We start from the raw sequence: 24,770 nt of genomic DNA on the forward strand, positions 1-24,770 counted from the left end.
CGAACCGCAGCGGGAGAGGCGGGCCGGCCGCCCTGGGGGACTTCTCCCGGGGGCGGCCGGTGGCGGGCTCACTGCCGAACCCTCCCGGGAGCGGTTGGACAGGTGTCCGCCTCTCTTGCGACTACCGGGCTGGGCCCGCCGCAAACGACAACCGGGGATCACGGGTGGGGCGGAGTTCCGGGAATCTGGGTGGGCCCGTACTTGTCGAGGGCCTCTTCCAGTGGTGCCCGGACGTCGGACGGGAGGTCTCCGTTGCGTCCCCAGATGAGGATCAGTTCCGCGATGTTGCGCAGCTTGATGTTCGTGAGCTGGGAGACCTCGCGAAGCACGGCCCACCCCTCGTCCGGAGTGACACGACCGAGGGCGACCATCATGCCGATGGCCTGGTCCACCGTGGCGTGCGAGGTGACGGCCTCCTTGAACTGGCCGACCTCTTCCCGCAGTTCGACGATCTCTTCCATGACCTCCGCGGGCACGGAAGGCTCTGTCGGGACGTCGTGAGGCACGCCGTTTACCGAAGGGGTGTCCGAAGTCATTGTTTTCTCCGAGGTCGCGATCCCGGTGCTGTGCCGTCGTTCTTCGAGTACATGGTCGCCACTCGGGCGCGCCGGTGCCAGAGGGACAGGGCGCATGAGCATGGGGTGCATCAGAGCCCGCGTCCGGAACCCTGCCCTCGGCCCATCAGCCCCCTCAGTCCTTGTCAGGCGGGTCGGCGGCCCGTTGGGGCACCACGGTGTATTTCGGGTCCTCCGCCGAGGCGACTCCGGCCGCGAAGATGCCGAAGCGCGTGCATGCCGAGCCCGCGAGAAGGGCGAGACCTGCGACGACGGCCGCCGAGCGGCTGCGGCGGCCGAGGAGCAGTGCGGTCGTGGCACCGGAGGCGGTGAGCACCCGGGCGGTCCGGAGTAGGGGCCCGGCCCTGGCGGTAGGTCTCCGCGACCATGCCCAGACGCCGCTCGGCCGCCCGGGTGGCGACCTCCTCGGCCCCGGCGGCCAGGACCGCGGCGCAGCGGGCGGGCCCGGACTCGGGTGAGGGACCGAGGACCAGGGCCATGCCGGAGGCGGCGGCCGTGGCGGACGCGGCGAAGACGTAGGGGAGTTCGCGGTGCGCGCCGTGCCAGGCCGGCACGGCGGTGTCCGCCGCCAGGACGGCCGTGTACGAGGCGACCGCCGGGCCCAGCAGGGCAGCCGCCGCGGTCGCCGCCGCGCCCGCCCGGGGTAGGCGCCCGGTGACGGCGCTGACGGCAGCCGCACCGGCGGCCGGACCGTAGCCGGCGAGCAGCCACGAACCCACGCTCATCGGTGAGGTCGGCTTGAGGACCCGCAGCATGTTCGGGAACCGGCTCGGTACCCCGAGGTCGTGCACGAGCGCGGCGGCGGACAGCGAGACCGCCGCGAGCGAGGACACCTTCATCGCTGTGGCGGTGGTCGTACGTCCCGTGAGCTGGGCGCCCGCCGCGAGCACGGAACCCGCACCGGCCAGCCCGCCGAGGAAGAAATACCCGGCGATGTCCCGGGCGGCCCAGGACGGGGCCTTGATGACCGGCCGGCCGTAGTACGACTCGAACTCGGCGCGGGGGACCATGAGTTGCTCTCCCCGACGACCGCGACGCCCACCACGTCCACCCGGACCGCGCTGCCCGTTCCGCCCCGTCGCCGTCATCGTGTTCCCTTCCTTCCACGGAGGGCGGGCAGTGCGAAGGAGAGCGCGAAGCCGCCGACGAGCGACAGGGCGGCCGCACCTGCGTGCTTCCACATCGTGGGGAGGTCGCGGGTGGTGACGACCGGGTTCGGGGGCAGTCCGTAGACCTCGGGTTCGTCCAGGAGCAGGAAGAACGCGCCGTCGCCGCCGACCCCGTCGTCGGGCTCGTGGCCGTAGAGCCGGGCGCCCTCCACGCCCGCCTCGTGCAACTGGTCAACGCGGAGTGCGGCGCGTTCGCGCAGTTCGTCCAGCGGGCCGAACTGGATGGACTCGGTCGGGCAGGCCTTGGCGCAAGCGGGTTCCTGCCCGGCGCCGAGCCGGTCATAGCACATCGTGCACTTGAACGCCCGGCCGTCGTCGGGGCGTTGCTCGATGACGCCGTACGGGCAGGCGGGCACGCAGTAGCCGCAGCCGTTGCAGATGTCCTCCTGGACGACGACCGTACCGAACTCGGTGCGGAAGAGGGAGCCGGTGGGGCAGACGTCGAGGCAGGCGGCGTGGGTGCAGTGCTTGCACACGTCGGAGGACATCAGCCAGCGCAGTTCCCCGGTATCGGCGGGCGGCCCGGACTCGGTCTGCACCAGGGGCAGTTGGGTGCGGCCGTCCGCCACCGGTACCTGCTGTTCGATGAAGGCGACATGGCGCCAGGTGGAGGCGCCGAGTCCCTGGGTGTTGTCGTAGCTCATGCCGGTGAGGGAGAGGCCGTCCTCCGGGATGGCGTTCCACTCCTTGCACGCCACCTCGCAGGCCTTGCAGCCGATGCAGACGGAGGTGTCGGTGAAGAAGCCGACGCGGGGCGGGGGTTGGGGGTGTCCGGCGTCGCGGGCCGGGTCGGGTTCTGTACCGCTCAGAAGGTGACGGTCCGTCATGTCCTGGTCTCCGTCCCTGTGTTGGCGGTGATGCCCGCGCGCCTGCGGTACTCGGCGACCAGCTTCGGCAGGTCGGGGCCGCGCGGCCGGCGGCCCGGGCGGATGTCGGCGGTCAGCGCCTTGTCCTCCTGGATATGTGCGTTGGGGTCGAGGGCGATGGCGACGAGTTCGTTGGCCGCGTCGCCGGTGGCCACGCCGTTGGGGCCCCAGTGGAACGGCAGTCCGATCTGGTGGACCGTACGGCCGTGCACCGTCAGCGGGGTGATCCGTGCGGTGACCATGACGCGGGCCTCGATCGCGTTGCGGGCCGTGACGATGGTGGCCCAGCCCATGTGCTCCAGGCCGCGTTCTGCGGCCAGTTGCGGGGAGACCTCGCAGAAGAACTCCGGCTGGAGCTCGGAGAGATACGGCGACCAGCGGCTCATGCCGCCCGCCGTGAAGTGCTCGGTGAGGCGGTGCGTGGTGACGACATAGGGGAAGACCTCGGCACCCTTCTCGTCGCCGCTCGGGTGGTAGCGGTTGCCCTCCCGGGGCAGCAACTGGCGTACGGGGGAACGTGGTGTGGAGGGGTGGAGGGCATTGGCGAAGGGCGAGTCCTGCGGTTCGTAGTGCGTGGGGAGCGGGCCGTCCTCCAGGCCAGCGGGCGCGTACAGCCAGCCCTTGCCGTCGGCCTGCATGATGAACGGGTCGTCGCCGCGCAGCGCGTCGGGGCCGGTCGCGTTCTCGTCCGGTACGAAGTCGGGGGCGCGGTCGGGCACGAAGTCCGGGACGTCGTGCCCGGTCCATCTGTGGGCGTCCTCGTCCCACCAGACGTACGCCTTGCGCTCGCTCCACGGTGTGCCGTCCGGGGCGGCCGAGGCCCGGTTGTAGAGGATGCGCCGGTTGGCGGGCCAGGCCCAGGCCCACTCGGCGGCCACCCAGTCCTGTTCGCTTCCCGGCTTGCGGCGGGCGGCCTGGTTGACGCCGTCCGCGTAGACCCCGCAGTAGATCCAGCAGCCGCACCTGGTCGAGCCGTCGTCCTTGAGCTCGGTGTACGCCGAGAGGGGCGCGCCGTCCGGGCCGTGGCCGTTGATCTCGGCGAGCACGGCGGCGGCGACCGGCTCCCGCAGCGGGCCGTCCACCGGGTAGTCCCAGGTCAGATCCTGTACGGGCCGGTCCATCGGGTCGGTCGACGCGGCCAGCCGCTCCTTGATGCGGCGGCCCAGGTGGTACATGAACCACAGGTCGCTGCGGGCGTCGCCCTCGGGCTCCACAGCGGCGTGGTGCCACTGGAGCCAGCGGTTGGTGTTGGTGAAGGAGCCGTTCTTCTCGGTGTGGGAGGCGGCCGGGAAGAAGAACACCTCGGTGCCGATGTCCTCGGTGCGCAACTCGCCGGTCTCGATCTCCGGGCCGTCCTGCCACCAGGTCGCCGACTCGATGAGGGAGAAGTCGCGGACGACGAGCCACTCCAGGTTGGCCATGCCGAGCCGTTGGAGTCGTGTGTTGGCGGAGCCGACGGCAGGGTTCTCGCCCATCAGGAAGTAGCCCTTGCACGCGCCGTCCAGCTGGGCCATCACCGTGTCGTAGGTGGAGTGGGAGCCGGTCAGGCGCGGCAGGTGGTCGAAGCAGAAGTCGTTGGCCGGGGTGGCCGCGTCGCCGTAGTACGCCTTCAGGAGGCTCACGAAGTAGGCCCGCATGTTGCCCCAGAAGCCCTTGTCGGTACGGCTGGCCTCGATGAACGCGTCGAGAGTCTCATGCGCGTGGGCGTGCGGCATGGGGAGGTAGCCGGGCAGCAGGTTGAACAGGGTGGGGATGTCGCTGGAGCCCTGGATGGAGGCGTGGCCGCGCAGCGCCTGGATGCCGCCGCCGGGGCGGCCGATGTTGCCGAGCAGCAGCTGGAGCACGCTCGCGGCGCGGATGTACTGGGCGCCGACCGAGTGCTGGGTCCAGCCGACCGCGTACGCGAACGCGCTCGTCCGCTCGCGCCCCGAGTTGGCGGTCAGGGCTTCGCACACCTGGAGGAACGTCTCGCGCGGTATCCCGCAGACGTCCTCCACCAACTCCGGGGTGTAGCGGGCGTAGTGGCGCTTGAGGATCTGGTAGACGCAGCGCGGGTGCCGCAGCGTCTCGTCGCGGGGTGGCCTGCTCGTGGTCTGCGCACCGCCCGAGCCGTGCGACTCGGAGCTGCCGGAGCCGTGGACGCGCTCCTCGTACTGCTCGTCGACCTCGCCGGTGGGCTGCTGCACCTCGACGCCCTCGTACTGCCAGCTGGAGGGGTCGTAGTGGTGCTTGTCCTCGTCCAGGCCGGAGAAGACGCCGTCGAGGTCCTCGGTGTCGCGGAAGTCCTCGCTCACCAAGGTGGCGGCGTTGGTGTAGGCGAGGACGTACTCGCGGAAGTCCTTCTCCTCGGTCAGGACGTGGTTGATGATCCCGCCGAGGAACGCGATGTCGCTGCCGGCCCGGATCGGGACGTGCAGGTCGGCCAGCGCGCTGGTGCGGGTGAAGCGCGGGTCGACGTGGATGATCCGGGCGCCGCGCGCCTTCGCCTCCATCACCCACTGGAAACCGACCGGGTGCGCCTCGGCGAAGTTGGAGCCCTGGATGACGATGCAGTCGGCGTGCTGGAGGTCCTGCATGAAGGTGGTGGCGCCGCCCCGCCCGAAGGAGGTGCCGAGCCCGGCGACCGTGGAGCTGTGGCAGACCCGGGCCTGGTTCTCCACCTGGACCACGCCGAGACCGGTCAGCAGCTTCTTGATGAGGTAGTTCTCCTCGTTGTCGAGCGTCGCGCCGCCGAGGCTGGCGATACCGAGGGTGCGCGCGGTGCGCAGCCCCTCGGACTCCCACTCCCAGGTCCGGCGCCGGGTCTCGACCACCCGGTCGGCCACCATGTCCATGGCGGTCTCCAGATCGAGGGGCTCCCAGTCGGCGGCGTACGGCCGCCGGTACAGCACCTCGTGGCGACGGGCCGAGCCGGTGGTGAGCTGGAGTGTGGCCGAGCCCTTGGGACACAGGCGGCCCCGGCTGACGGGCGAGTCGGGATCGCCCTCGATCTGGACGACCTTGTCGTCCTTGACGTAGATCTGCTGGCCGCAGCCCACCGCGCAGTAGGGGCACACGGAAGCCACCACCCGGTCGGCGGTGTCCGTGCGCGGCCTGAGCTGCTCGGTGCGCGCCGACATGGCGGCCCGGCCCCGGCCCAGCGGGTCGGAACCGGTGAGCTGACGGAAGGCGGGCCAGTCACTGATCCAGGTGCGTACCCCCATGGTCGTGTCCTTTCGGCGGCTGGGGTCTACGGCGTCGCGTGGTGGTCGTCACTTCCAGATTCGCCCACCGGGGTGGGGATGGCGCGCGGAGCGTCAGCCGGACGGTTCGTCGGGCACCGGGTGCTCCGGCCGGGGGCTACCGGACTGCGGAGAGCCGCGCCGACCCGTGCCGGCCTCGTCCGTGTCGGGGATCTCTTCGTCGGGGGATTCCGGGCCCTCGCCCTCAGCCGACCGCGGCGCGTCGCCGTCGGGCTCCCAGGGGTCCCCGTCGGCACCCGCCTGCTGGTCGGGCATGTCCCTCGGCACGGGCTGCGTCTCCCGCGGTTCGTCGTCCCCGTGACTCCCCGGACGGTGGTCGCTCACGGCGCTCTCCCTCTCTCGGCCGGACCCTGGCGCGAGCCCGGGTACCCCGGACGCGGCTTCGCTACGCAAGGGTGTCGGATCCTTTCGTCCTGGAACCGCGGCGCGGGTCAGTCCTCGACGACCCGTACGGTCTTCAGTCGCTGGTCGGCTGGGTCCGGCAGGAACATGCCGGCCTCGACCCCTGTGACCAGGTAGGTCAGTACGGGCTCGGTGAGGCGTTCGCCGGGCAGGGCCACGGGGATGCCGGGCGGGTAGGGGGTGATCATCTCGGCGGCGATCCTGCCGACGGCTTCCGCCGCGGGGACCTTCGCTTGCCGGGCGAAGTAGGCGTCCCGGGGCGGGCGGGCCTGGTCCATCCGCAGTTCGTCGGGTGACGGGACGGCGACCTGGGGGGCGTCGCGCAGGTCGGCGGTGTGGTCGGCGAGGTCGCGCAGGGCCGTCAGGAGACGGGTGGTGGTCTGCTCGTCGTCGGCGTGGGTGAGCTGTGCGCTGATCCGGCGGTGATCGAAGAGGTGGGCGTCGATGTGGTGGTGGGTGCGCAGCCAGTCGGCGGCGCGGTAGCCGGTGGTGCCGAGTTCGCCGATGTCCATGACGACCGGGAGCGGGTCGAAGTCGTGGGCGAGGTCGGGGCCGCGGAAGTCCTTCGCGTCGTTGACGTGGAAGCCGTCGATCGCTTCGACGGCTATGCGGGTGCGGGCCGCCAACTCCAGTGCCCGGCCGAGGAGTTGACGACCGTGCTGGACCATCTGCCGGCGCCAGGCGTCGATGCCGGCGTAGATCAGGACGTTCGGGCTCGTCGTGCCGAGGAGGTCGGCCCGCGAGGCCAGTTCGGCGGGATCGACGAGGTCGCCCTGGAGGTGGAACACCGAGCCCTGTTCCAGGCCGCTGCCCATCTTGTGGATGCTGGTCACACAGATGTCGGCGCCGGCGTCCATGGCCCATGACGGCAGGTCGTCGTGGAAGGGGAGGTGCGCTCCCCATGCCTCGTCCACGACGAGCGGTTTGCCGAGCCGGTGGCAGACGTCCGCGATGCCTGTGAGGTCGGCGGCGGCTCCGTACGGGGTGGGGCTGGTGACCAGGGCACCATCCGCGTCCGGATGCTCCGCGAACGCCTTCGCGTAGGCCGCCGCCGAGGGGGGATGGGCGAGGTGGCGGGAGGTGTCCCACTGGGGTTCCACCCACACGGGCTCGACACCGGAGAGGATGAGCCCGGCCACCACCGACTTGTGGGCGTCGCGTCCGACGAGGAGCCGGTGGCCGGGGCAGGTGACCGCCAGCATGGCGGCCTTCACCGACAGGGAGCTGCCGCAGGTCGAGAAGAACGTGTGGTCCGCGTGCACCGCGTCGGCCATGAGGTTCTCGGCCCGCTCCAGCACGCGACCTCGGGTGAGCCGGTCGTCCAGGCCGCCGTTGGCCAGGACGTCACCGTAGAAGACGGCGTCACCCAGGACCGCGCGTGCGCGGGGGTCAGCCCCGCGTGCCCGTTTGTGGCCCGGGGGAGTGAATCCCAGTTCGTCCGCGTCCGCGTAGCGGGCGAGCGCTTCGAGAATCGGGGCCTCGGCCTGGTTCGCACCCATGGCGGCCGGGTTCCCCGCGGTGAGGCGATCATGCGGGCCGGCGGTGTCGGCACCGCCTCCACGCCGTTCAGATGTCGCGTTTCTCCAACGGCCGGACGGCGGGCCCCTGGAGGATCTGTCCGTCCGGCGCGAAACGGGAACCGTGGCACGGGCATTCCCAGGCCTGTTCCGCGCGGTTGAAGGCCACGATGCAGCCCAGGTGGGTGCAGCGGGCGGAGACGGCGTGCAGCTGGCCGTTCTCGTCGCGGTGAACGGCGCACTGCCGCCCGCCGCTTCGCACCACGGCACCCTCGCCGCGAGGGATGTCCTCCACCGCCGGACTCGTCAGCGGTGGCAGCCGGTCACCCACGAAGTGCCGGGCCACGTGCGCCTGGTGCTTCAGGAAGGTCCCGCCCTCGCGGATCACGGAGGCCACTCGGCGCGGATCGTAGAGGCCGCCCCACTCGCACGCGCGTCCGCCGACGAGGTCCCCGATCAGGCCGCCCGCCATGATGCCGCCGCTCAGGCCCCAGCCGCCGAACCCGGTGGCCACATAGGTGTGGCGGCTGCCGACGTGGAGCGGACCGACGAGGGGCACGGAGTCGGTGGAGTCGTTGTCCTGGGTGGCCCAGCGGTGCGTGAGCGTGAGACCCGGGAAGTGGTCCTGGGCCCAGGCGGACAGCCGGGCGAAGCGTTCCTCGACGTCGGCGGCGCCGGGCGTGAAGTGCTCCCCGGTGACGATCAGCAGGCGTTTGCCGTCGCCGTACGGTGCGCTGCGCACCGACCGTGTGGCCTGCTCGGGCGTGATGTACATGCCGCGTGGGGCGATCGCCTCGTCGACGGTGCCGGCCACCACGAGCTCCCTCCTGGGGGACAGCCTGGCGAAGAGCAGGGCCCGGTCGAACACGGGGTAGTGCGTGGCGATCACGACCTCGGCGGCGCGGATCGACACGCCGGCGTCGGTCGTCAGCACGCAGGGTTCGCCTTCACTGAGGCCCACGACCCGTGTGCCCTCGTACACGGCGCCGCCGCGTCGTCGCAGGTCGCCCGCGAGCCCCAGCAGGTACTTCCGGGGATGGAACTGGGCCTGCCCCGTCACCCGGACCGCGCCGGCCACCGGAAAGGGCAGATCGGTCTCGGTGACGAGGTCGGCCGGCAGCCCCGCCTCGCGGGCCGCCTCCGCCTCGGTCCGCAATTCCGCCACGCCTCGGGGGTCCTCGGCGTAGGTGAAGGCCTCCGCCTCCTCCCACTCGCAGTCGATGCCCAGATCCTCGACGATCTCGGCGGCGTGGCGGATCGCGGCGGACTGCGAGCGCGCGTACAGCCTCGCGCCCTCGGGGCCACGGGTGCGGCGGAGACGGTCGTAGACCAGCGTGTGCAGGGCGGTCAGCTTGGCCGTCGTGCGGCCGGTGACCCCGGCGGCGAGCCGCCCGGCCTCCAGTACGGCCACCTCGCGTCCCTGCCCGGCCAGTTCCCAGGCCGTACTGAGTCCCGCCATGCCGCCGCCGATCACCGCGACGTCGACGGAGAGGTCATGGGAGAGCGGGGGAGCGGGCTCGCCGGGTGGTGCGGTCTCCAGCCAGTACGACCCATTGGTTCCTGCCGTGGCGTTCATGGCGGCCGGGTGCCCCTGTGGCGACGGGATACGCGAAGCTACGCCAGCAGCCGCAGCACGGCTTCCTCCACGGCACCCTGCGTGGCCGGTTCGCCGAAGCGGACGCCCGCGCCCAGGTCGTCGAGGGCCGGGGCGATGGTCCGGCCCTCCTCGAAGAGTTCGACGACCCTGGGATTGATGTACGAGGCGCGGCAGATCGTCGGCGTGTTTCCCAGGTAGCCGGCCACCTCACGGACGGCACGCGTCACCGCGCGTCTGCGGGCGGTGACGCGTGCTGCGGCGACGGGCTCCGCCACGGCGAGGGCGACGGCCGCGAGGACGGTGGCGTGCCAGGTGCGGAAGTCCTTGGCCGTGAGGTCGGTGTCCGTGCGCTCGCGCAGATACGCGTTGAGATCGTCCGCGTGCACGTCGTGCCAGGCACCGGACTGCCAGTAGGCGAAGAGGCGCTCGCCGTCGTCACGGCGGCGCAGCAGCGCGCGCAGGGCCCGGCACACGGACTCCTCGGCCAGCGCCTGCGACACCTCCTTCGCGCCCTTGGCCGGATAGGCGAACCGCACCTCGCCGTGGCGGCACGAGGCGTGCTCGCGGAGCAGCGTGGTGAGACCGTGCGTCTCGTTGTCGCGGCGGTACGACTCGTTCCCGATCCGGAAGAACCCCAGGTCGAGCAGGCGCGCCGCGCAGGCCAGCACACGGTCCCGGCACAGTCCCCGGGCCTTGAGATCCTCGGCGGTGTGCTTTCGCAGCAGGGGCAGGGCGGGGGCCACTTCGAGCACGTGCTCGTGCTTGGCCGCCTCCTGCCGCTCCCGGAATCGTGGGTGGTAGAGGTACTGGCGACGTCCCGCGGCGTCGGTGCCGGTCGCCTGGATGTGTCCGTTGGGCTCGGGGCAGATCCACACGTCCGTCCACGCGGGCGGTACGGCCAGCTCGCGCAGGCGTTGCCGCTCGACCCCGTCGGAGATGGGGCGGCCGTCGGGGTCGACGTAGCGGAACCCCCGCCCGCAGCGGATCCGGGTGATGCCCGGCCGGTGGATGTCGCTGTCGCGCAACCGGACCTGCCGCCGTGAACTGCCTTGCGACGGCGCGGAGTTCACCGCCATGACCTGATGCGGTCCTCGGCGTCGGCCGGACGGCGCAGCATCCGGAAAGCCAGCAGGATGGTGGCCGGCCACAGCGCGGTGAGGCACCACAGGACGACGGAGTTGGAGCTGAGGATCCCCACGACGAGGAGGAGCAGCGACGCACACGTCAGGGCGGCCACCGACACGGGCAGCCACGGCCGGGCGCCCGGGCGGCGCATCCGCCGGGCGAGACGTCGGTCCTCGCTGAGATCCGCTTCGATACGCCACAGGGCGAGGCGTTCGTGCGACGTCAGCGCGACGTCGTCGGGGTTGTTGCGGCTTTCCACGGTGAGTACCTCATTCTCCCGGGCTGTGGCACGGGACCGCTCCGCTCCGGGTCGGCGCGGGAGTCCTCGGTGCTGATGACGGGACGAGTGCCCCGCGAAAGCCGACCGATGCCTGCCGGCGGCCGGGACGGAGTCTTCGTACGGCTTGCCCTGGTACGCGTGCCTCGCGCACCCACACGCACAGAAGGCACCGAACCGAACGATCACGTTCGGAAAACCGGAAGCGTTCTCACCCTCTCGATGGGGCGCATGGTTTCGGATGACCTCAACGCGGATTTCAACCGCCCCGGACGTCCACAGATGCCTCAAAGGAAAGGAGGCTGAGATGTTGCTCGGCTCTGGCCTGCGGCTGAGTCATCCCCTGCGCCTCGGCACAGAGTCCTGTTTGCGTGCTTGCGGTGGTTCAACGAGTAGATGTGTGGCACACGCACTCGCAATCTGAGCCACGAGGAGAATCATGCAGAGCACTGTCAGCTCGCAGAACTCGTCCGCCCCGGCACGGGCTTGTGCACCCGGAGCGGATCACTACGCCTCGTCCCAGCGCCGCGACGCCGTCAAGGTGCTCTGGGAGGAGCCGGTCACCTTCTCCATCCTGCAGAGTGCCCTCGCTCAGTTACCCCGGAGCGGCAAGCTGAGTGTGATGGACATCGGCTGCGGCGCCGGGGAGGGCCTGCGCCTCTTACGGGCCTTACGGGCCACGCGCAGTCTCCCGAACCTGCCGCGCATCACCTACCGGGGCCTGGACCTCGACGAGGACGACGCCCAGTTCTGGCACGGTGACATCCGCACCGATCTGCCCGAGAGCCCTTTCGACATCTACGACCTCGCCCAGGCCGACCTGGAGCCATACCCCATCTCCCGGGCCGCATCGCACATCAACTTCTACCGGCCTCAGGAGATCCCGATCGAGCATCACACCGAGGGGGCCGCCATGGTCGAGCTGATCCCTCTGTACACCAGCGGCAACTCCGATGGCGGCGCCACCCTGATCCACCCGGGGCCGCCCGAAGAGGGCCGGTGGGAGCTGAAACGGGGCCGCGCCCTGAACCTGGACGATCACGCACGCGTTGCGCAACGCACCGGACACGGTGTGCTGACGCAGGGGCGACGCCTGCTGCACACCGCCGAGCCGCTCGACGACGGCGAGCGCATCACCCTGGTCCTGGTGATGCGCTCTGCGGCCGAGCCCTGGAAGGACGGCAACAGCCTGGCCCGCCTGCTGCTCGACGATCCGATCGAGGCCGTCCGCGAGGAATGGATCAACGACCAGCAGTACCAAGCAGACCGCTACCGAACAGCCGCCCACTGATCCCAAGGACAAGGAACAAGGAGCACGTGATGCACGCCCCCACTTCCGAAGAGACGCGCGTCGCCGCGATCACCACCGGACTGGAGCGTTTCCGGCGCTCGCTGCATGCCGGTGAGCGCGCCGCTTCCGCCTACCACTTCTCCGAGCCGCGCTGGGAGACGCGGTTCGTCGCACGCTCCGCGCCCAAGCCCGCCGTCACGCTGCGCATGGCCGACTTCGGCTACTCCGACCATGAATTACACGGCCGCGAGGGGGACCGCGACGACCTGGCCATGGCCGGCCCCATCCGCCTGCTCAGCCCGGAGGGGGCGCAGGCGCTCAGGGAGATCTGCCACGAACTGAAGACCTGCGCCGTGCACAACGACTAGGTCGTCTCCCACCGACTGCGCGGCGTGGAGACCATCTCCCCGTTCGTCCACGCCATGGTCCGTGACCCCGCGTTCCTCAACGCCGCCTCACGCCTGGTCGGAGTCCCCCTGATCCCCCACCCCATACGCGACGCGGCAGTCCAGATCAATTACTACGGGCCGCCCGCCCCCTCACAGGCTCCGATCGTCGCGAAGTGGCACCTCGACGGCATGAACTACGTCTTCACCATGACCCTCACCGACCACGAGGAACACGAAGGCGGTGACTACATCTACTACCGAGGCCATCCGAGCCAGTTCGAGGCCCGCCGCGAGGAGATCACCGCAAAGGGATCGGCCCACCCAGACGTGTACACCGCCCCGTTCCAGCGCGTCGGAGACACCATGTTCACCCGGGTAGCCGTGTGTATCACGCGGTCACCCCCGTCACCCGCGGCCACCGCGTCACCCTGGCCGTATCCCTGTTCTGCCCCGTCCTCGGCAACCAGGACGAGAACCGCTTCTGGCACAGCGCGCCCGACGACGGGCTGCTGCGCACCATCAGCAACTGGCGTTCCCTGCGCCGAGCGGTCCGGCGTCCCGCCACCTACTGTCGCCGGGAAGCCATCCCCATCCTCCCGCTCGGCAACCACTGACGGAACTCGCCTCAGTGCTGCTCGGTTGCCGGCCAGCCGGCCAGCCGGCCAGCCCCAGCATGGCCACCCCCGTCACCACATCCAACAGCCGCCGAGCCCGCCGACTGATCCCCATGTTCTTCAGACGGCTCCCCAGCGCGGCATAACCGAAGGCACAACAGAACTCGACACCGATATAGGCGGCGCCGAGGGCCAGCAAGGGAGTAGCTGCGCCGTCGGCGCCGCGCGTCAGGAACTGCGGCAAAAAAACGGTGAACAAAATGAGGGCCTTCGGATTCGACGCTGCGACCACGAATTCCTGCCGCGCCCGACGCCACGCCGACGGACCGTCGTGCCGCCGCCTGTCGCCGTCCTCCGTGGAAAGCCCGGCGGTTCCCCGATCCGGCCGGCCCCCGCCGTGGCGCACCGCGGTGAGCGCGGTCCTCAGCCCCAACCACGCCAGGTATACAACCCCGCACCACTTGATCACATTGAACGCGAGTTCGGAGGCCGCGAGGACCGCCCCCAAACCCGCCGCGACCCCTCCCACCATCAATGCGAACGCAGTAAAGCGCCCCAAGGAGGCACTGATGGCAGAACCCCATCCATAACGCAAACCATTGCGCAAGGCCAGTAACTGATTTGCCCCCGGTGAAGCGGCAATCAGCAGAGCCGCAGGGAAGAAGGTCGTCCACTCCACATCTGAGATCATGTCGATACGCGTACCGGATACCGCGACGATTTCTTCCGTCGGCAGGCCGTGGCCGTCTGCGTGGAGAGGGCCCGTTCAATCCTTGTGAATCACACCGGGCTACGAGCGCGCACGCCCACGTGCCGATCGGTACCCGGAGGACGACTTCGCTACCGCGTTGAGGAATGGCAGCGCACCCTGAATGCCACCGCCTGGCCACGCCCGGGCCACGACGCCCTCGCGCCGATCCGGCGGCAGGGGCTGGAGTCGGGGAGGCGCGCCACTCCAGCCCGCTCGACCGCGGGCCGCACGAGGACCATCGACTCCCCATCGGCCGCCGCCCGGAATTCCGCTGCGGAAGGGATGGCGTCAGGCCGCCGCTGTTCGCGGCCGTGGTTGAGGGTGCCCGCCGCGGATACCCGGCCTCCTGCGTCACTGGTCGAAGGACGAGCGAGGAGGCGGACTGTATGCGAGCTCTGACCTGGCAGGGTCGGCGGGACGTCCGGGTGGAGACGGTTCCCGATCCGGTGATCGAACAGCCCGACGACGTGATCGTGCGGATCACCTCCACCGGTATCTGCGGTTCGGACCTGCACTTGTACGAAGTTCTCGGGCCGTTCCTGGACCCGGGCGACATCCTGGGCCACGAGTCCATGGGCGTCGTCGAGGCCGTCGGCCCCGAGGTGCGTGCCTTCGCCCCCGGGGACCGGGTCGTCATCCCGTTCAACGTCTCCTGCGGCACCTGCTTCATGTGCTCCCAGGGACTCCATTCGCAGTGCGAGACGACACAGGTGCGGGAGTACGGCTCCGGGGCCTCGCTGTTCGGCTACACCAAGCTGTACGGGCAGGTGCCGGGCGGGCAGGCTGAGTACCTGCGGGTGCCGTTCGGCAACGCCCTGCCGATCAAGGTGCCCGAGGGGCCGCCCGACGACCGTTTCGTCTATCTCTCCGACGTGCTGCCGACCGCCTGGCAAGCCGTCGAGTACGCGGCGGTGCCACCCGGCGGATCGCTCACCGTCCTGGGGCTCGGCCCGATCGGCGACATGGCCACGCGCATCGCCCGGCACCGGGGCGCCGGGCTCGTCATCGGCGTCGACCTCGTGGACGAACGCCTCGACCGGGCCGCCGCGCACGGAGTGACCTGCCTGGACCTGCGCCGTCACGAGAAGGACCTCGGGGGCGCGGTGCGCGAACTGACCGACGGGCGCGGCACCGACGCCGTGATCGACGCGGTCGGCATGGAGGCGCACGGCAACCCGGTGACCAAGGCCGCCCAGTGGGCGACCGCGCTGCTGCCCGACGCGCTGGCCCAGCCGTTCATGGAGAAGGCAGGCGTGGACCGGCTCGGCGCGCTCTACGCCGCGATCGACCTCGTACGGCGCGGCGGCACCGTCTCGCTCTCCGGCGTGTACGGCGGGGCCGCGGACCCCCTGCCGCTGCTGCGCATGTTCGACAAGCAGCTCCAGTTCCGGATGGGCCAGGCGAACGTGTGGCGCTGGGTCCCGGAGATCCTGCCGCTGCTCACCGAGGCGGACACCTTCGGCGTGGACGGCTTCGCCACCCACCACTTGCCGCTGGAGGAGGCGCCAAAGGCGTACGCGGCCTTCCAGGCCAAGCGGGACGGCATGGTCAAAACCCTGCTGCGCCCCTGAAACGCCGAAGCGCCCAGGTACGGGATCACGGCTCGCGCGACGCGTGTGTCAGCCGATGTGTCCGAGGGCACCCGTGGGCGGCAGTCGATGACATCCCTGCCTGAGCAGTGCTGATGGTTTCGCGCGCGGCGCTGCCCCTCTCAAAGATCGGAACCCCATGAGCGAGAAGAAGAATCCGGTGGCGGCCGCCGCCGACAAGGTCGTGGAGAAGGTCCAGGACGCGGTTCGCGGCGGAAACGAGATTCCCGGCGTCCCGGGTGTCCAGGCCCCGCCGGTCGAGGAGCCGACCGAGCCCCGCGGGCCGCTTCCGCCCAAGTCCGACCAGCGCGGACCGGACACGTACAGCCCGACCGGCCAACCCACCGGCGCCTCCCAGAGCCGGGTCGCCCAGGACGGTCCGAACCTCACCACCGCACAGGGTGCACGGTTGTACGACACCGACCACTCGCTGAAGGCCGGGCCCCGCGGGCCGGTGCTGCTCCAGGACCACCATCTGCGGGAGAAGATCACCCACTTCGACCACGAACGCATCCCGGAGCGGGTGGTACACGCCCGCGGCGCCGCCGCACACGGCGTGTTCCAGGGCTACGGCGCCGCCGCGGGAATCACCAGGGCCGCCTTCCTCGCCGAGGGCGTCGAGACGCCGGTGTTCGTCCGCTTCTCCACCGTCCTGGGCTCGCGCGGCTCGGCCGACACGGTGCGCGACACCCGGGGCTTCGCGACGAAGTTCTACACCGACGAGGGCGTCTTCGACCTGGTCGGCAACAACATCCCGGTGTTCTTCATACAGGACGCGGTCAAGTTCCCCGATGTCATCCACGCGGGCAAGCCGCATCCGGACCGGGAGATCCCGCAGGCGCAGAGCGCCCACGACACGTTCTGGGACTTCGTCACGCTCCATACGGAGGCGACCCACCACACGCTGTGGAACATGTCAGACCGGGGCATCCCGCGTTCCTACCGGATGATGGAGGGCTTCGGCGTCCACACCTTCCGGCTGGTCAACGCCCAGGGCGCCACCACGCTGGTGAAGTTCCACTGGAAGCCGAAGCTGGGTGTGCACTCCCTGGTGTGGGAGGAAGCGCAGATCACCGCGGGCGTGGACCCGGACTTCCACCGCCGCGACCTCGCCGACGCGATCGAGGCAGGGGCGTTCCCCGAGTGGGAACTGGGGGTGCAGACCTTCCCGGACAACGAGGACCAGATGTTCGAGGGCATCGACCTGCTCGACCCGACGAAGATCGTCCCCGAGGAGTTGGCCCCGGTCCGCCCGATCGGACTGATGACCCTCAACGCCAACCCGTCGAACTACTTCGCCGAGACGGAGCAGGTCGCCTTCCACGTCGGCCATCTGGTCCCCGGCATCGACGTCACCAACGACCCGCTGATGCAGGGGCGTCTCTTCTCCTACCTCGACACTCAGATCAGCAGGCTCGGCGGCCCCAACTTCGGACAGCTCCCCATCAACCGCACACACGCACCCGTGAACGACATGCTGCGGGACGGCATGCACCAGACCGCGGTGCACCGGGGCGTGGCCCCGTACCGGCCCAACTCCCTCGACGGCGGCTGCCCGTTCCTCGCCGGCGCGGACACCGGGGCGTACATCGAGGTCCCGGTCGAGGTCCCCGCCGCCCGCAAGGTGCGGGACGCGGCGGCGTCCTTCGACGACCACTTCAGCCAGGCCCGGCTGTTCTGGCTCAGCATGTCGCCCACCGAGCGCGAACACATCGTCGCCGCCTACACCTTCGAGCTCGGCAAGTGCTGGGAGAAGGCCGTCAAGGAACGGGCACTGAAGGTGCTCGCCAACATCGACCCCGAACTCTGCACGCAGGTCGCGGCCGGTCTGGGCCTCCCGGTCCCGGAGGCGAGCCTGCCGCCGACTGCGGTCCAACCCAGCCCCGCGCTCTCCCAGTTGGGGCGGGACTGGCCGGTCGAGGGCCGGATCATCGGCATCGTCACCAGCGGCGCGGACGACCTGGACGGCGTCCGCGAGGTGCGCCGGGCGGTCCTCGACGCGGGCATGGTCCCTCTGGTCATCGCCCCGGCGGGCGGCGTGCTGGACGAGGGCGGCGACCCGGTCACCGTGCAGCGCACCTTCGCCACCGCCCGGTCCACCGAGTTCGACGCGATCGTGCTGGCCGGGGCGCCGGCTCCGGCCGCTGACGCCTACGGTGCTCGCGACGCCAAGGCCGACGACGACGCGGCCGTGGCCACCGTCGTCGATCCCCGTCTGCTGCTGATGGTCACCGAGGCGTACCGCCACGGCAAGGCCATCGGGGCCTGGGGCGAAGGAGTCGGCGCGCTGGAGGCGGCCGGTCTGCCCGAGGGCCCCGTAGGGGTGGTGTTCGGCGAGACAGGGGCCTCGGTGCTCCCGGCCGTGACACGTCTCCTCGGGGGACACCGGGCCTGGGGCCGTTTCACCCCTGCCGTGTGAGAGGACTGGCGCGTCCTGAGGAGAGGGGATAGGACGGTTGGACGTCGAGGTGAGTGCGCCGCCGACCGGCTATCGGCAGGTGGTGAGGGTACGCGGCTGGCGGCCTTGGGGCCTGACCACTCTGCTGAGCCGGGTCCCCGACGCCATGGCGCCGCTCGCGTTGGTCCTGCTGGGCCATCAGGCGGGCTCGTTCACGGTCGGCGGTCTCGCCTCCGGCGCCCACGCGATTACCGAGGCGGCGCCGGCCCCCTGGCTGGCTGCGCTCGTCGACCGCTGGGCGGCGCACCGCTACCTCCGGGTGGCCCTGACCGCCCGCACAGCCCTCTACGCACTGTTGGCCGCCACCGCCACCATGATGCCCGTGCTGGCACTGGTCGTACTGGCAGCTGCGGCGGGCGGCGTCGGAGCCGGCGTGCCGGGTCAGCTACGGGCCCTGCTCGCCCGCAGTGTGCCCCGGCCGCTGCTGCATCAGGCGATGAGCCTCGACACCACCCTGCTGTAACTGGCGTGGACGGTGGCACCCGCCGCAGTGGCCGGTCTGGTCGCCGTGGGCGACCCGAGGCTCGCGGTCGCGCCACGATGGCCGCACTGGCCGCGACAGCTGCTCTGGCCTCGGCGCGCCTGCCCGCCCCGCCCTCCCGTCCGGACGATGCGCGGCCGGCGGAGCGGGCACCCCGTCGAGTTCTGCTGCGGGCGGCGGTGCCGTCACCCGCCCTGGGCGTGGTCGGAGGCTTCGCCGGTGGCGTCCTCGACACGGCGATTCCACCCGCTTTGGACACCTCCGGCTCCGCCGCATCCCTGGCGGGAGTCCTCTTAACCGGATATTCGATCACCAGCCTGCTGGGTGGTCTGGCCTACGGGCTGCGCCGCTGGCCCGGCCGGATCCATCGACAGGCTGCCATCTGTCTGGCGCTGCTGTGCGCGGCACTTCTGCCCGCCGCGCTCGTGCCCAGCCTGCCGGTGATCGCGGTGAGTGTGGTGGCGGCCGGTCTGTTCGCCGCGCCGCAGATCACGGCGCGGGCTCTGACCCTCCAGCGTGACCTGCCCGAATTCGCCTGGAGCGCGGGTTTCTCCTCCCTGTACGCGGCCAACGGCGCGGGCTATGGACTGGCCGGTTTCGTGGTCGCGGCCATGCTTCCCCTCGGCGCGCACATTGCCTTCGCCGGTCCCTTGCTTCTCTGTCTGCTCATCGCACTCTTCGCCACCCTGCCGTCCTGAGCGAGTCGGGTCGTGTCCGAGCGAGCGGAGCCACATCTGAACCGCCTGCCCGCCACGGTCCACAGCGCGCCCTGCTACAGCGCGTCCCTGGGGACCGACTCGTTCCAAGTGCGGGAGGCGACGCGGCGACCGCCCTCGTAGGCGTCCAGCGTGGCGTTGACGTGGAATTCCTCGATGTCGCAGGTCAGCGTCGTGCTCGTGCGGACCTGGATGTTCCACTCCTCGCGCCGGAAACTCATGGTCCATGTCGCCTCGCCGGCCGGTGAGGTGAAATCGTCGGCGATCGAGGAGTACCGCTCGTGGACGCGGCAGCCGACGTCCAGGCCCATCGCGTCGTAGTGGACCGTGCCGCGGTCCTTGACGATGTTCAGCGTCGCGCCGTAGTCGATCAGGTCGCGGCTCACCTCCCAGCGCTGCTCGGGCGGGGTCACCTGGGTCGTCGTGACGGGGGCCGCGCCTTCCGGTGCCTCGAAGGGGGCTGGGGTGTCCGTTTCGTCGGCCGGGCGGACCGGCAGGACGAGTCGGCACGGCCGCTCGTGGACGGTCAGGAGTGTGGGCCGTGGCGGTGGCCAGGCCAACGGCCAATACGAGGTGGACAGCGAGAGCCGGACCCGGTGGCCCGGGGGGAACGCCTGCGCCACACCGTTCAAGTGCACTGTCGCTCGGTGGAGTTGACCCGGTTCCACGAGGGCGGGTTCGTCCGTGCCGTCTCGGCGGGTGAGGTTGAGGACGCCGTAGGTGACCCGGGTGGCGCTGCCGTCCGGGGCCACGTCCGACAGCCGGGCGGCCACCATGGCCACGGGCTGGTCGGCGCTCACCTCCAGTTCGACGCGTGGCGCTCCGAGGATCTCCAGCCGGTCCGTCAGCGGCTCGGTCTCGTAGACCAGGGAGCCGCCGTCCTCCTCGCGCTGGTCGTAGGGCAGGTCGGGCGGGGCGTTGTAGGAGGCCCATTTTCCGGCGAACTGGCCCACGGACAGCGGGGACTTGAGAGTCCGGCTCTCTCCGTCGTCGGGGGCCTCGTCCTCGGCGCTGAGGTGGCGGGATCGCAGCGCGTACGCGGTGTCGCGCACATGGTCCGAGGGCCAGGTGGGCTCGCCTACCCACCGGCCTGGGCGGTCCTCGTACGAGGTGGAGGGCGGGACGCTGTCCTGCATCCACGCCCGGAGCATCGGACCGTCCATCGCCCCGTTGTCCGCCCCCTTCAGCCAGTGGTCCCACCAGCGCACCACTTCCTGGAGGTAGCCGATGGCGGGTCCGGGCTCGCCCAGGTGCGGGTACTTGTGGGACCAGGGCCCGATCAGTCCCTTGCGCGGCACGTCCAGGTGGGCGAGCAGACGGGTCACCGCGTTCGAGTAGCCGTCGGCCCAGCCGCTGGAGGCGAGGACGGGGCAGCGTACGGCGGTGTAGTCCTCGCACACCGACGCGTGCCGCCAGTAGCTGTCGCGGCGCTGGTGGCGCAGCCAGTTCAGGACCCACGGTTCGGCGGCTTCGAGCCTTTCGTGCCACATCTCGCGCCAGCGCTCGCCCACGGCCGAGGGGTCCGGGGGGCAAGTGGCGTAGGCGAACATGGTGCCCGCCTCGGCGAGGTTGTCGGACAGCATCGCGCCGCCCATGTAGTGCATGTCGTCGGCGTAGCGGTCGTCGGTGAACGAGGAGATGACGATCGCCCGCAGACTCGCGGGCCGCCGGGCGGCCACCTGGAGCGCGGCGAACGCGCCCCAGGAGATGCCCATCATCCCGGTGGTGCCGTCGCACCAGGGCTGCGCGGCCAGCCAGTCGAGCACCGCCTCGGCGTCGCTCTGCTCGATCTCCAGGTACTCGTCGGTGAGTACGCCCTCGGAGTCACCGGTACCGCGCAGGTCTACGCGGACACAGGCGTAGCCGTGCCCGGCGATGTAGGGGTGGTGGATCGAGTCGCGGACCGAGCTCAAGTCCCCCTTGCGGTACGGGATGTACTCCAGGATCGCGGGGACGGGGGAGTCGTCCGAGGACACCGGGCGCCAGACGCGCGCGGAGAGGTGGACGCCGTCCGGCATCGGGATCCTGACGTGGTCCTCCTGCTTGGTGGTGTGGGGGAGGTTCTCGATGTATCGCATACGTCTCTCAGGTCGTGTATGTATCTCAGGCCGTGCGGTCGGTCTTACGGTCGGCCGGCTGGTCGAGGGCGAGGCGCAGCGCGGCGACACAGCGGTCGTACTTCTCGCGCAGGTCGTGCTCGTCGGCGCCGCCGGTGAAGATGTGCGCCACCTCGTAGCTGTAACTGTCCTGCTGGTCGACGTCCGACAGGCGCTGTCCCTCGTCGGGCACGATGTCGATCCGGACGCCGGGTATCTCCTTCTCGATACGGGCCACTTCCTCGGGCGACGGCACCGCACGGACGACTCCGTCGGCGAACCAGCGGTGGTACCACTTGGCGGCCAGGGCGTACGGACCCTTCCGGAACGGCATGGCGGGATCCCGGCCCAGGGCGAGGGCGAGCATGCAGTGGTGGTTGGGCACGCCGTCGACGAAGGCGAAGAGCTCCGCGTGCGCCTGGGAGTGACGCGGGTTGATCTCCAGGATCGAGATCCCGTCGGTGGCAGGGTCGTAGAAGAACTCGATGCTGAAGGTCGCCTGCCGCCAGCCGATGTGCCGCATGACCCGTTTCGACACCTCGCGCAGCCGCCGCTGTACCGGATCCGGCAGGGCCGAGGGGTACTGGTGGCGCAGGAAGCTGGTGGAATCCGGGTAGTTGATGGAGTCGAGGACGCCGTACACGGTGATCTCGCCGTCGTGCTCGTATCCCTCGACGGCGACCTGGACGCCGCTGAGAGTCTCCTCGGCGAGGCATACCTGGCCGCCGACGCCCGCCATCTCCTGGGGCAGATCGAGCTGGTCCAGGATGTACTCGAAGGGTCGGCCGACACGGTGGATGCCCTGGCGGACGTGGTCCACGGCCTTGCGGAACTCCTCCAAGTCCCCCACCCCGTAAGCGAGTTCGGAGGAGTACGACAGGGCCGGCTTGACCCACATCGGGAAGCCCACGCCCTCCGGCGGCCGTGGGTCGGCCGCGTCGAGATCCACCCGGCCGAAGCGCGGATGTTCCGTGGCCACCTCCTGCTGCACGAGACGGCTCCAGTACTTGTGCTCGCACTTGACCACCGACTCCAGACTGGTGGCGCGCGTCGCGTACTCCTCCGCGAGCAGCGCGACGAGCGTGCTCACCGGGAAGTCCCAGTAGCCGACGATCGCGTCGACCGGCCCGTCGAAGTCGTCCAGCACGTGCCGGGCCCGGTCGATCAGGTCCGGTACGGTCACCTCGCCGTGCTGGAGCTCGCGGATGGTCAGAAGGCGGTGGAAGCGCAGTTCTTCGGCGCGGGGAACGGCCCGCAGGGTCCGCAGATTGGCCTCGTCGAGACCGACGACGAATACGTTGCGGGGGCGTGGACTCACGGACGGCTCCAGGGGTCGGGATACGGAACCGACCGTGTACCCGGGCGACGATCAGGCACACGGCCAGAGCCCCGGCGGCGTCGTCCGCCCGCAGGGCGCCGAGCGTGATGGCAGCCGTCCCGGGCGGAGACGCGCACAGGGATTGCCCGGGTGGCGCCGGCCGCCGGGGAAGAGTCGGTCCCCTCAGGTGAGCCCTCGACCCACCAGAGAAATCGCACCCCGAACGACCCACAACAGCTCACGTGAGAGCTTCTGGATCACGGGTACTCGCCGCGCATGGATGTCACGTCGATGGATGTCACCTCGCGAGAGCCGAGCCTGCCGTCCCCTCGTGGCCGGATCTCGGCGGCGATCATCGAATATCTGCGGAACACGGGACCCCTTCCGGACGACGGGGCGATGTCTGCCGCCGCCCCGCTCGGAGACGATCTCCAGCTCGCCCTCTACATCTGCTACGAGCTGCATTACCGGGGGTTCGCCGACGTCCATGCCGACCGGGAATGGGCCCCCGACCTGCTCAAGGTTCGGGCTGCACTGGAACAGCCGTTTCTCGACACTCTCCGGGACGCGGCGACCGTGCACCGGCACGCCGACGAGGCACTGGACGACCTGCTCGTCGAACCCGTCGACGGTTGCGGCGTCAGCCACTTCCTCCGGGACGAGGGAGAACTGTGGCAGGTGCGTGAGTACGCCGCTCAGCGCTCGCTCTACCACCTCAAGGAAGCCGACCCGCACGCATGGGTGCTGCCCCGGTTGTGGGGACGGGCGAAGGCGGGCATGGCGGCCGTGGAGTTCGACGAGTTCGGCGGAGGCCGCGCGGATCGCGTGCACGCCCGCCTGTTCGCCGAGCTGATGGCCGACCTGGACCTGAACACGGCGTACGGGCACTACCTCGACGCGACCGGTGCCGAGGCACTCGCCACCGTGAACCTGATGTCCCTCCTCGGCCTGCACCGCGCCCTGCGAGGCGCCCTGGTGGGACATTTCGCCGCCGTCGAGATCACCTCGTCGCCGGGTTCACGGCGTCTCGCCCAGGCCATGCGGCGCACCGGCGCCGGACCGGCCGCCGAGCACTTCTACGACGAGCACGTCGAGGCCGACGCCGTGCACGAACAGGTCGTCCGCCGGGACGTCGTAGCGGGTCTGCTCGAAGAGGAACCGCACCTCGACGGCGATGTCGCCTTCGGCGCGGACGCCACCACCTATCTCGAAGACCGCCTCGCCGAACGCCTGCTCGGTGCGTGGCGGGCGGGGGAGTCGTCGCTGCGCATACCTGCCCGGCCGGCGTTCCGACCACGAACAGGTTCTCCGGTACCCGCGAGAACCAGAGACGAGGCCCGATGACCACGGTCACTCTGCCCGGCGTCTACACCCCGCAGGACGACACCGACCTGCTCGTCCGACTCCTGCGCGACGAACGCCTTCCCCCGCGGGCCGATGTCCTCGACGTCGGCACGGGAACGGGTGCCGTCGCTCTGGCGGCGGCCCGGCTCGGCGCCCGCGTCACGGCGATCGACATCTCCTGGCGAGCGGCTCTCAACGCCAAGGTCAACGCGCTGCTGGCCCGCCTCCCGATCCGGGTCAGACGCGGCGACCTGCTGGCTCCCGTGTCGGGCCGCTCCTTCGACCTCATCCTGTCCAACCCGCCGTACGTGCCGGCCCCCACCGCCGCGTGCCCCCGGCGGGGCATGGCCCGGGCCTGGGACGCGGGGCAGGACGGCCGCCTCGTACTGGACCGGATCTGCCAGGACGCGCCCGGACTCCTGAAGCCCGGCGGGGCGCTCCTCGTGGTCCAGTCCGCGCTGAGCCGTCCGGAGGAATCGCTGCGGCGGTTGCGGGCGGCGGGCCTGCGCGCCGACATCGTGGAACGCCGCGGTGTCGCCTTCGGCCCGGTCCTGCGTTCCCGCAGCGGCTGGCTGCACGACCGCGGCCTGATCGAGGATGACGCCGAGAAGGAAGAGCTGGTGGTCATTCGTGCCGTACGACTCGGATGAACGGCGCCGCCGCATAGTGGCCCGGCGCGCGGGGCCACTCCTGGTGGAAGGGCCGGTGGACGTCACGCTGGAGGACGGCACCATCGTGTCGTCCGACCGGTTCTGCGTGGCCCTGTGCACCTGCCGCCGGAGCCGCACCTACCCGTGGTGCGACACCAGTCACCGCAGGTCCGACCGGCCGAGGCAGCCCGAGGGTGGAGCCGGCTCCGACTCCTGACCCCTTGGACGATGTCGCGGGAACTTCGGCCGTGCGGGAGGTCATGAGAGGGGTACCCGCACCGCTGAAGATCGTATTCGTGCAGG

20 protein-coding genes and 1 pseudogene are annotated in these 24,770 nt (G+C 70.7%); 9 read left to right on the forward strand and 12 right to left on the reverse strand.

Annotated elements, in window-relative coordinates; genetic code table 11:
- Window positions 1-158 precede the first annotated feature (158 nt).
- The 9 genes and pseudogenes from ACGFY9_RS16545 to ACGFY9_RS16585 form a co-directional block, all read right to left on the reverse strand.
- Window positions 159-461: an ANTAR domain-containing protein gene (locus ACGFY9_RS16545; protein WP_393755258.1), complete on the reverse strand. Its 303-nt coding sequence runs from the start codon at window positions 459-461 to the stop codon at window positions 159-161.
- A gap of 229 nt (window positions 462-690) precedes the next feature.
- Window positions 691-1,585 (reverse strand): annotated as a pseudogene (gene nrfD, locus ACGFY9_RS16550) (NrfD/PsrC family molybdoenzyme membrane anchor subunit).
- A 74-nt stretch (window positions 1,586-1,659) separates the two neighbouring features.
- Window positions 1,660-2,571 carry a 4Fe-4S dicluster domain-containing protein gene (locus tag ACGFY9_RS16555; RefSeq protein WP_393754705.1) on the reverse strand — a complete coding sequence of 304 codons (912 nt, stop codon included), beginning with the start codon at window positions 2,569-2,571 and terminating at the stop codon, window positions 1,660-1,662.
- Window positions 2,568-5,813 carry a formate dehydrogenase gene (gene fdh / locus ACGFY9_RS16560; protein WP_393754707.1) on the reverse strand — a complete coding sequence of 1,082 codons (3,246 nt, stop codon included), beginning with the start codon at window positions 5,811-5,813 and terminating at the stop codon, window positions 2,568-2,570. Before fdh ends, ACGFY9_RS16555 begins: the two co-directional genes overlap by 4 nt.
- Before the next feature lie 93 nt (window positions 5,814-5,906).
- The gene (locus ACGFY9_RS16565) at window positions 5,907-6,176 is read right to left on the reverse strand and encodes a hypothetical protein (protein ID WP_393754709.1); all 270 of its coding nucleotides are present in this window, start codon (window positions 6,174-6,176) and stop codon (window positions 5,907-5,909) included.
- 107 nt (window positions 6,177-6,283) lie between these two features.
- Entirely contained in the window at window positions 6,284-7,753 is a 1,470-nt protein-coding gene (locus tag ACGFY9_RS16570) for an aminotransferase class I/II-fold pyridoxal phosphate-dependent enzyme (RefSeq protein WP_393754711.1), read from the reverse strand.
- A gap of 67 nt (window positions 7,754-7,820) precedes the next feature.
- Window positions 7,821-9,347 (reverse strand): FAD-dependent oxidoreductase, encoded by a 1,527-nt coding sequence (locus tag ACGFY9_RS16575; protein ID WP_393754713.1) that lies wholly within the window; start codon window positions 9,345-9,347, stop codon window positions 7,821-7,823.
- 38 nt (window positions 9,348-9,385) lie between these two features.
- Window positions 9,386-10,444 (reverse strand): DNA topoisomerase IB, encoded by a 1,059-nt coding sequence (locus tag ACGFY9_RS16580; RefSeq protein WP_393754715.1) that lies wholly within the window; start codon window positions 10,442-10,444, stop codon window positions 9,386-9,388.
- On the reverse strand, window positions 10,435-10,752 hold the full coding sequence (locus tag ACGFY9_RS16585) for a DUF3040 domain-containing protein (RefSeq protein ID WP_393754716.1): 318 nt from the start codon (window positions 10,750-10,752) through the stop codon (window positions 10,435-10,437). The genes ACGFY9_RS16580 and ACGFY9_RS16585 overlap by 10 nt, the downstream gene beginning before the upstream one ends.
- A gap of 457 nt (window positions 10,753-11,209) precedes the next feature.
- Between ACGFY9_RS16585 and ACGFY9_RS16590 the strand changes: the two genes are divergently transcribed.
- Both ACGFY9_RS16590 and ACGFY9_RS16595 read left to right on the forward strand, forming a co-directional pair.
- Window positions 11,210-12,061, forward strand: coding sequence for a hypothetical protein (locus tag ACGFY9_RS16590; protein ID WP_393754718.1), 852 nt, complete (start codon window positions 11,210-11,212; stop codon window positions 12,059-12,061).
- A gap of 29 nt (window positions 12,062-12,090) precedes the next feature.
- A complete protein-coding gene (locus ACGFY9_RS16595) occupies window positions 12,091-12,429 on the forward strand; it encodes a hypothetical protein (RefSeq protein WP_393754719.1) in 339 nt (112 codons plus the stop codon).
- 540 nt (window positions 12,430-12,969) lie between these two features.
- Here the strand turns inward: ACGFY9_RS16595 and ACGFY9_RS16600 are convergent.
- Window positions 12,970-13,755 (reverse strand): LysE family translocator, encoded by a 786-nt coding sequence (locus tag ACGFY9_RS16600; protein ID WP_393754721.1) that lies wholly within the window; start codon window positions 13,753-13,755, stop codon window positions 12,970-12,972.
- A 446-nt stretch (window positions 13,756-14,201) separates the two neighbouring features.
- Between ACGFY9_RS16600 and ACGFY9_RS16605 the strand changes: the two genes are divergently transcribed.
- From ACGFY9_RS16605 to ACGFY9_RS16620, 4 genes are all read left to right on the forward strand, one after another.
- Window positions 14,202-15,386, forward strand: coding sequence for a zinc-dependent alcohol dehydrogenase (locus tag ACGFY9_RS16605; RefSeq protein ID WP_393754722.1), 1,185 nt, complete (start codon window positions 14,202-14,204; stop codon window positions 15,384-15,386).
- Between the two features lie 157 nt (window positions 15,387-15,543).
- On the forward strand, window positions 15,544-17,823 hold the full coding sequence (locus ACGFY9_RS16610; RefSeq protein WP_393754724.1) for a catalase: 2,280 nt from the start codon (window positions 15,544-15,546) through the stop codon (window positions 17,821-17,823).
- Window positions 17,824-17,860: 37 nt separating this feature from the next.
- Window positions 17,861-18,325 carry a hypothetical protein gene (locus ACGFY9_RS16615; protein ID WP_393754725.1) on the forward strand — a complete coding sequence of 155 codons (465 nt, stop codon included), beginning with the start codon at window positions 17,861-17,863 and terminating at the stop codon, window positions 18,323-18,325.
- 77 nt (window positions 18,326-18,402) lie between these two features.
- Window positions 18,403-19,041 (forward strand): hypothetical protein, encoded by a 639-nt coding sequence (locus tag ACGFY9_RS16620; RefSeq protein WP_393754726.1) that lies wholly within the window; start codon window positions 18,403-18,405, stop codon window positions 19,039-19,041.
- A gap of 74 nt (window positions 19,042-19,115) precedes the next feature.
- On the opposite strand, the gene ACGFY9_RS16625 is transcribed toward ACGFY9_RS16620, so the two are convergent.
- Both ACGFY9_RS16625 and ACGFY9_RS16630 read right to left on the reverse strand, forming a co-directional pair.
- On the reverse strand, window positions 19,116-21,137 hold the full coding sequence (locus tag ACGFY9_RS16625; RefSeq protein ID WP_393754728.1) for a CocE/NonD family hydrolase: 2,022 nt from the start codon (window positions 21,135-21,137) through the stop codon (window positions 19,116-19,118).
- Window positions 21,138-21,162: 25 nt separating this feature from the next.
- Window positions 21,163-22,473, reverse strand: a complete 1,311-nt coding sequence (locus ACGFY9_RS16630; RefSeq protein ID WP_393754729.1) for an acetyl-CoA carboxylase biotin carboxylase subunit family protein — start codon at window positions 22,471-22,473, stop codon at window positions 21,163-21,165.
- A 276-nt stretch (window positions 22,474-22,749) separates the two neighbouring features.
- On the opposite strand from ACGFY9_RS16630, the gene ACGFY9_RS16635 reads away from it, so the two are divergent.
- From ACGFY9_RS16635 to ACGFY9_RS16645, 3 genes are read left to right on the forward strand one after another with little or no spacing between them, the layout of a single operon-like run.
- A complete protein-coding gene (locus ACGFY9_RS16635; RefSeq protein ID WP_393754731.1) occupies window positions 22,750-23,817 on the forward strand; it encodes an iron-containing redox enzyme family protein in 1,068 nt (355 codons plus the stop codon).
- The gene (locus tag ACGFY9_RS16640; RefSeq protein WP_393754732.1) at window positions 23,814-24,467 is read left to right on the forward strand and encodes a HemK2/MTQ2 family protein methyltransferase; all 654 of its coding nucleotides are present in this window, start codon (window positions 23,814-23,816) and stop codon (window positions 24,465-24,467) included. The genes ACGFY9_RS16635 and ACGFY9_RS16640 overlap by 4 nt, the downstream gene beginning before the upstream one ends.
- Window positions 24,415-24,684, forward strand: coding sequence for a CDGSH iron-sulfur domain-containing protein (locus ACGFY9_RS16645; RefSeq protein WP_393754734.1), 270 nt, complete (start codon window positions 24,415-24,417; stop codon window positions 24,682-24,684). Before ACGFY9_RS16640 ends, ACGFY9_RS16645 begins: the two co-directional genes overlap by 53 nt.
- The last annotated feature ends 86 nt before the right edge of the window (window positions 24,685-24,770 follow it).

It is taken from the genome of Streptomyces sp. NPDC048504, assembly GCF_043200035.1.
Taxonomy (GTDB): Bacteria; Actinomycetota; Actinomycetes; order Streptomycetales; family Streptomycetaceae; genus Streptomyces.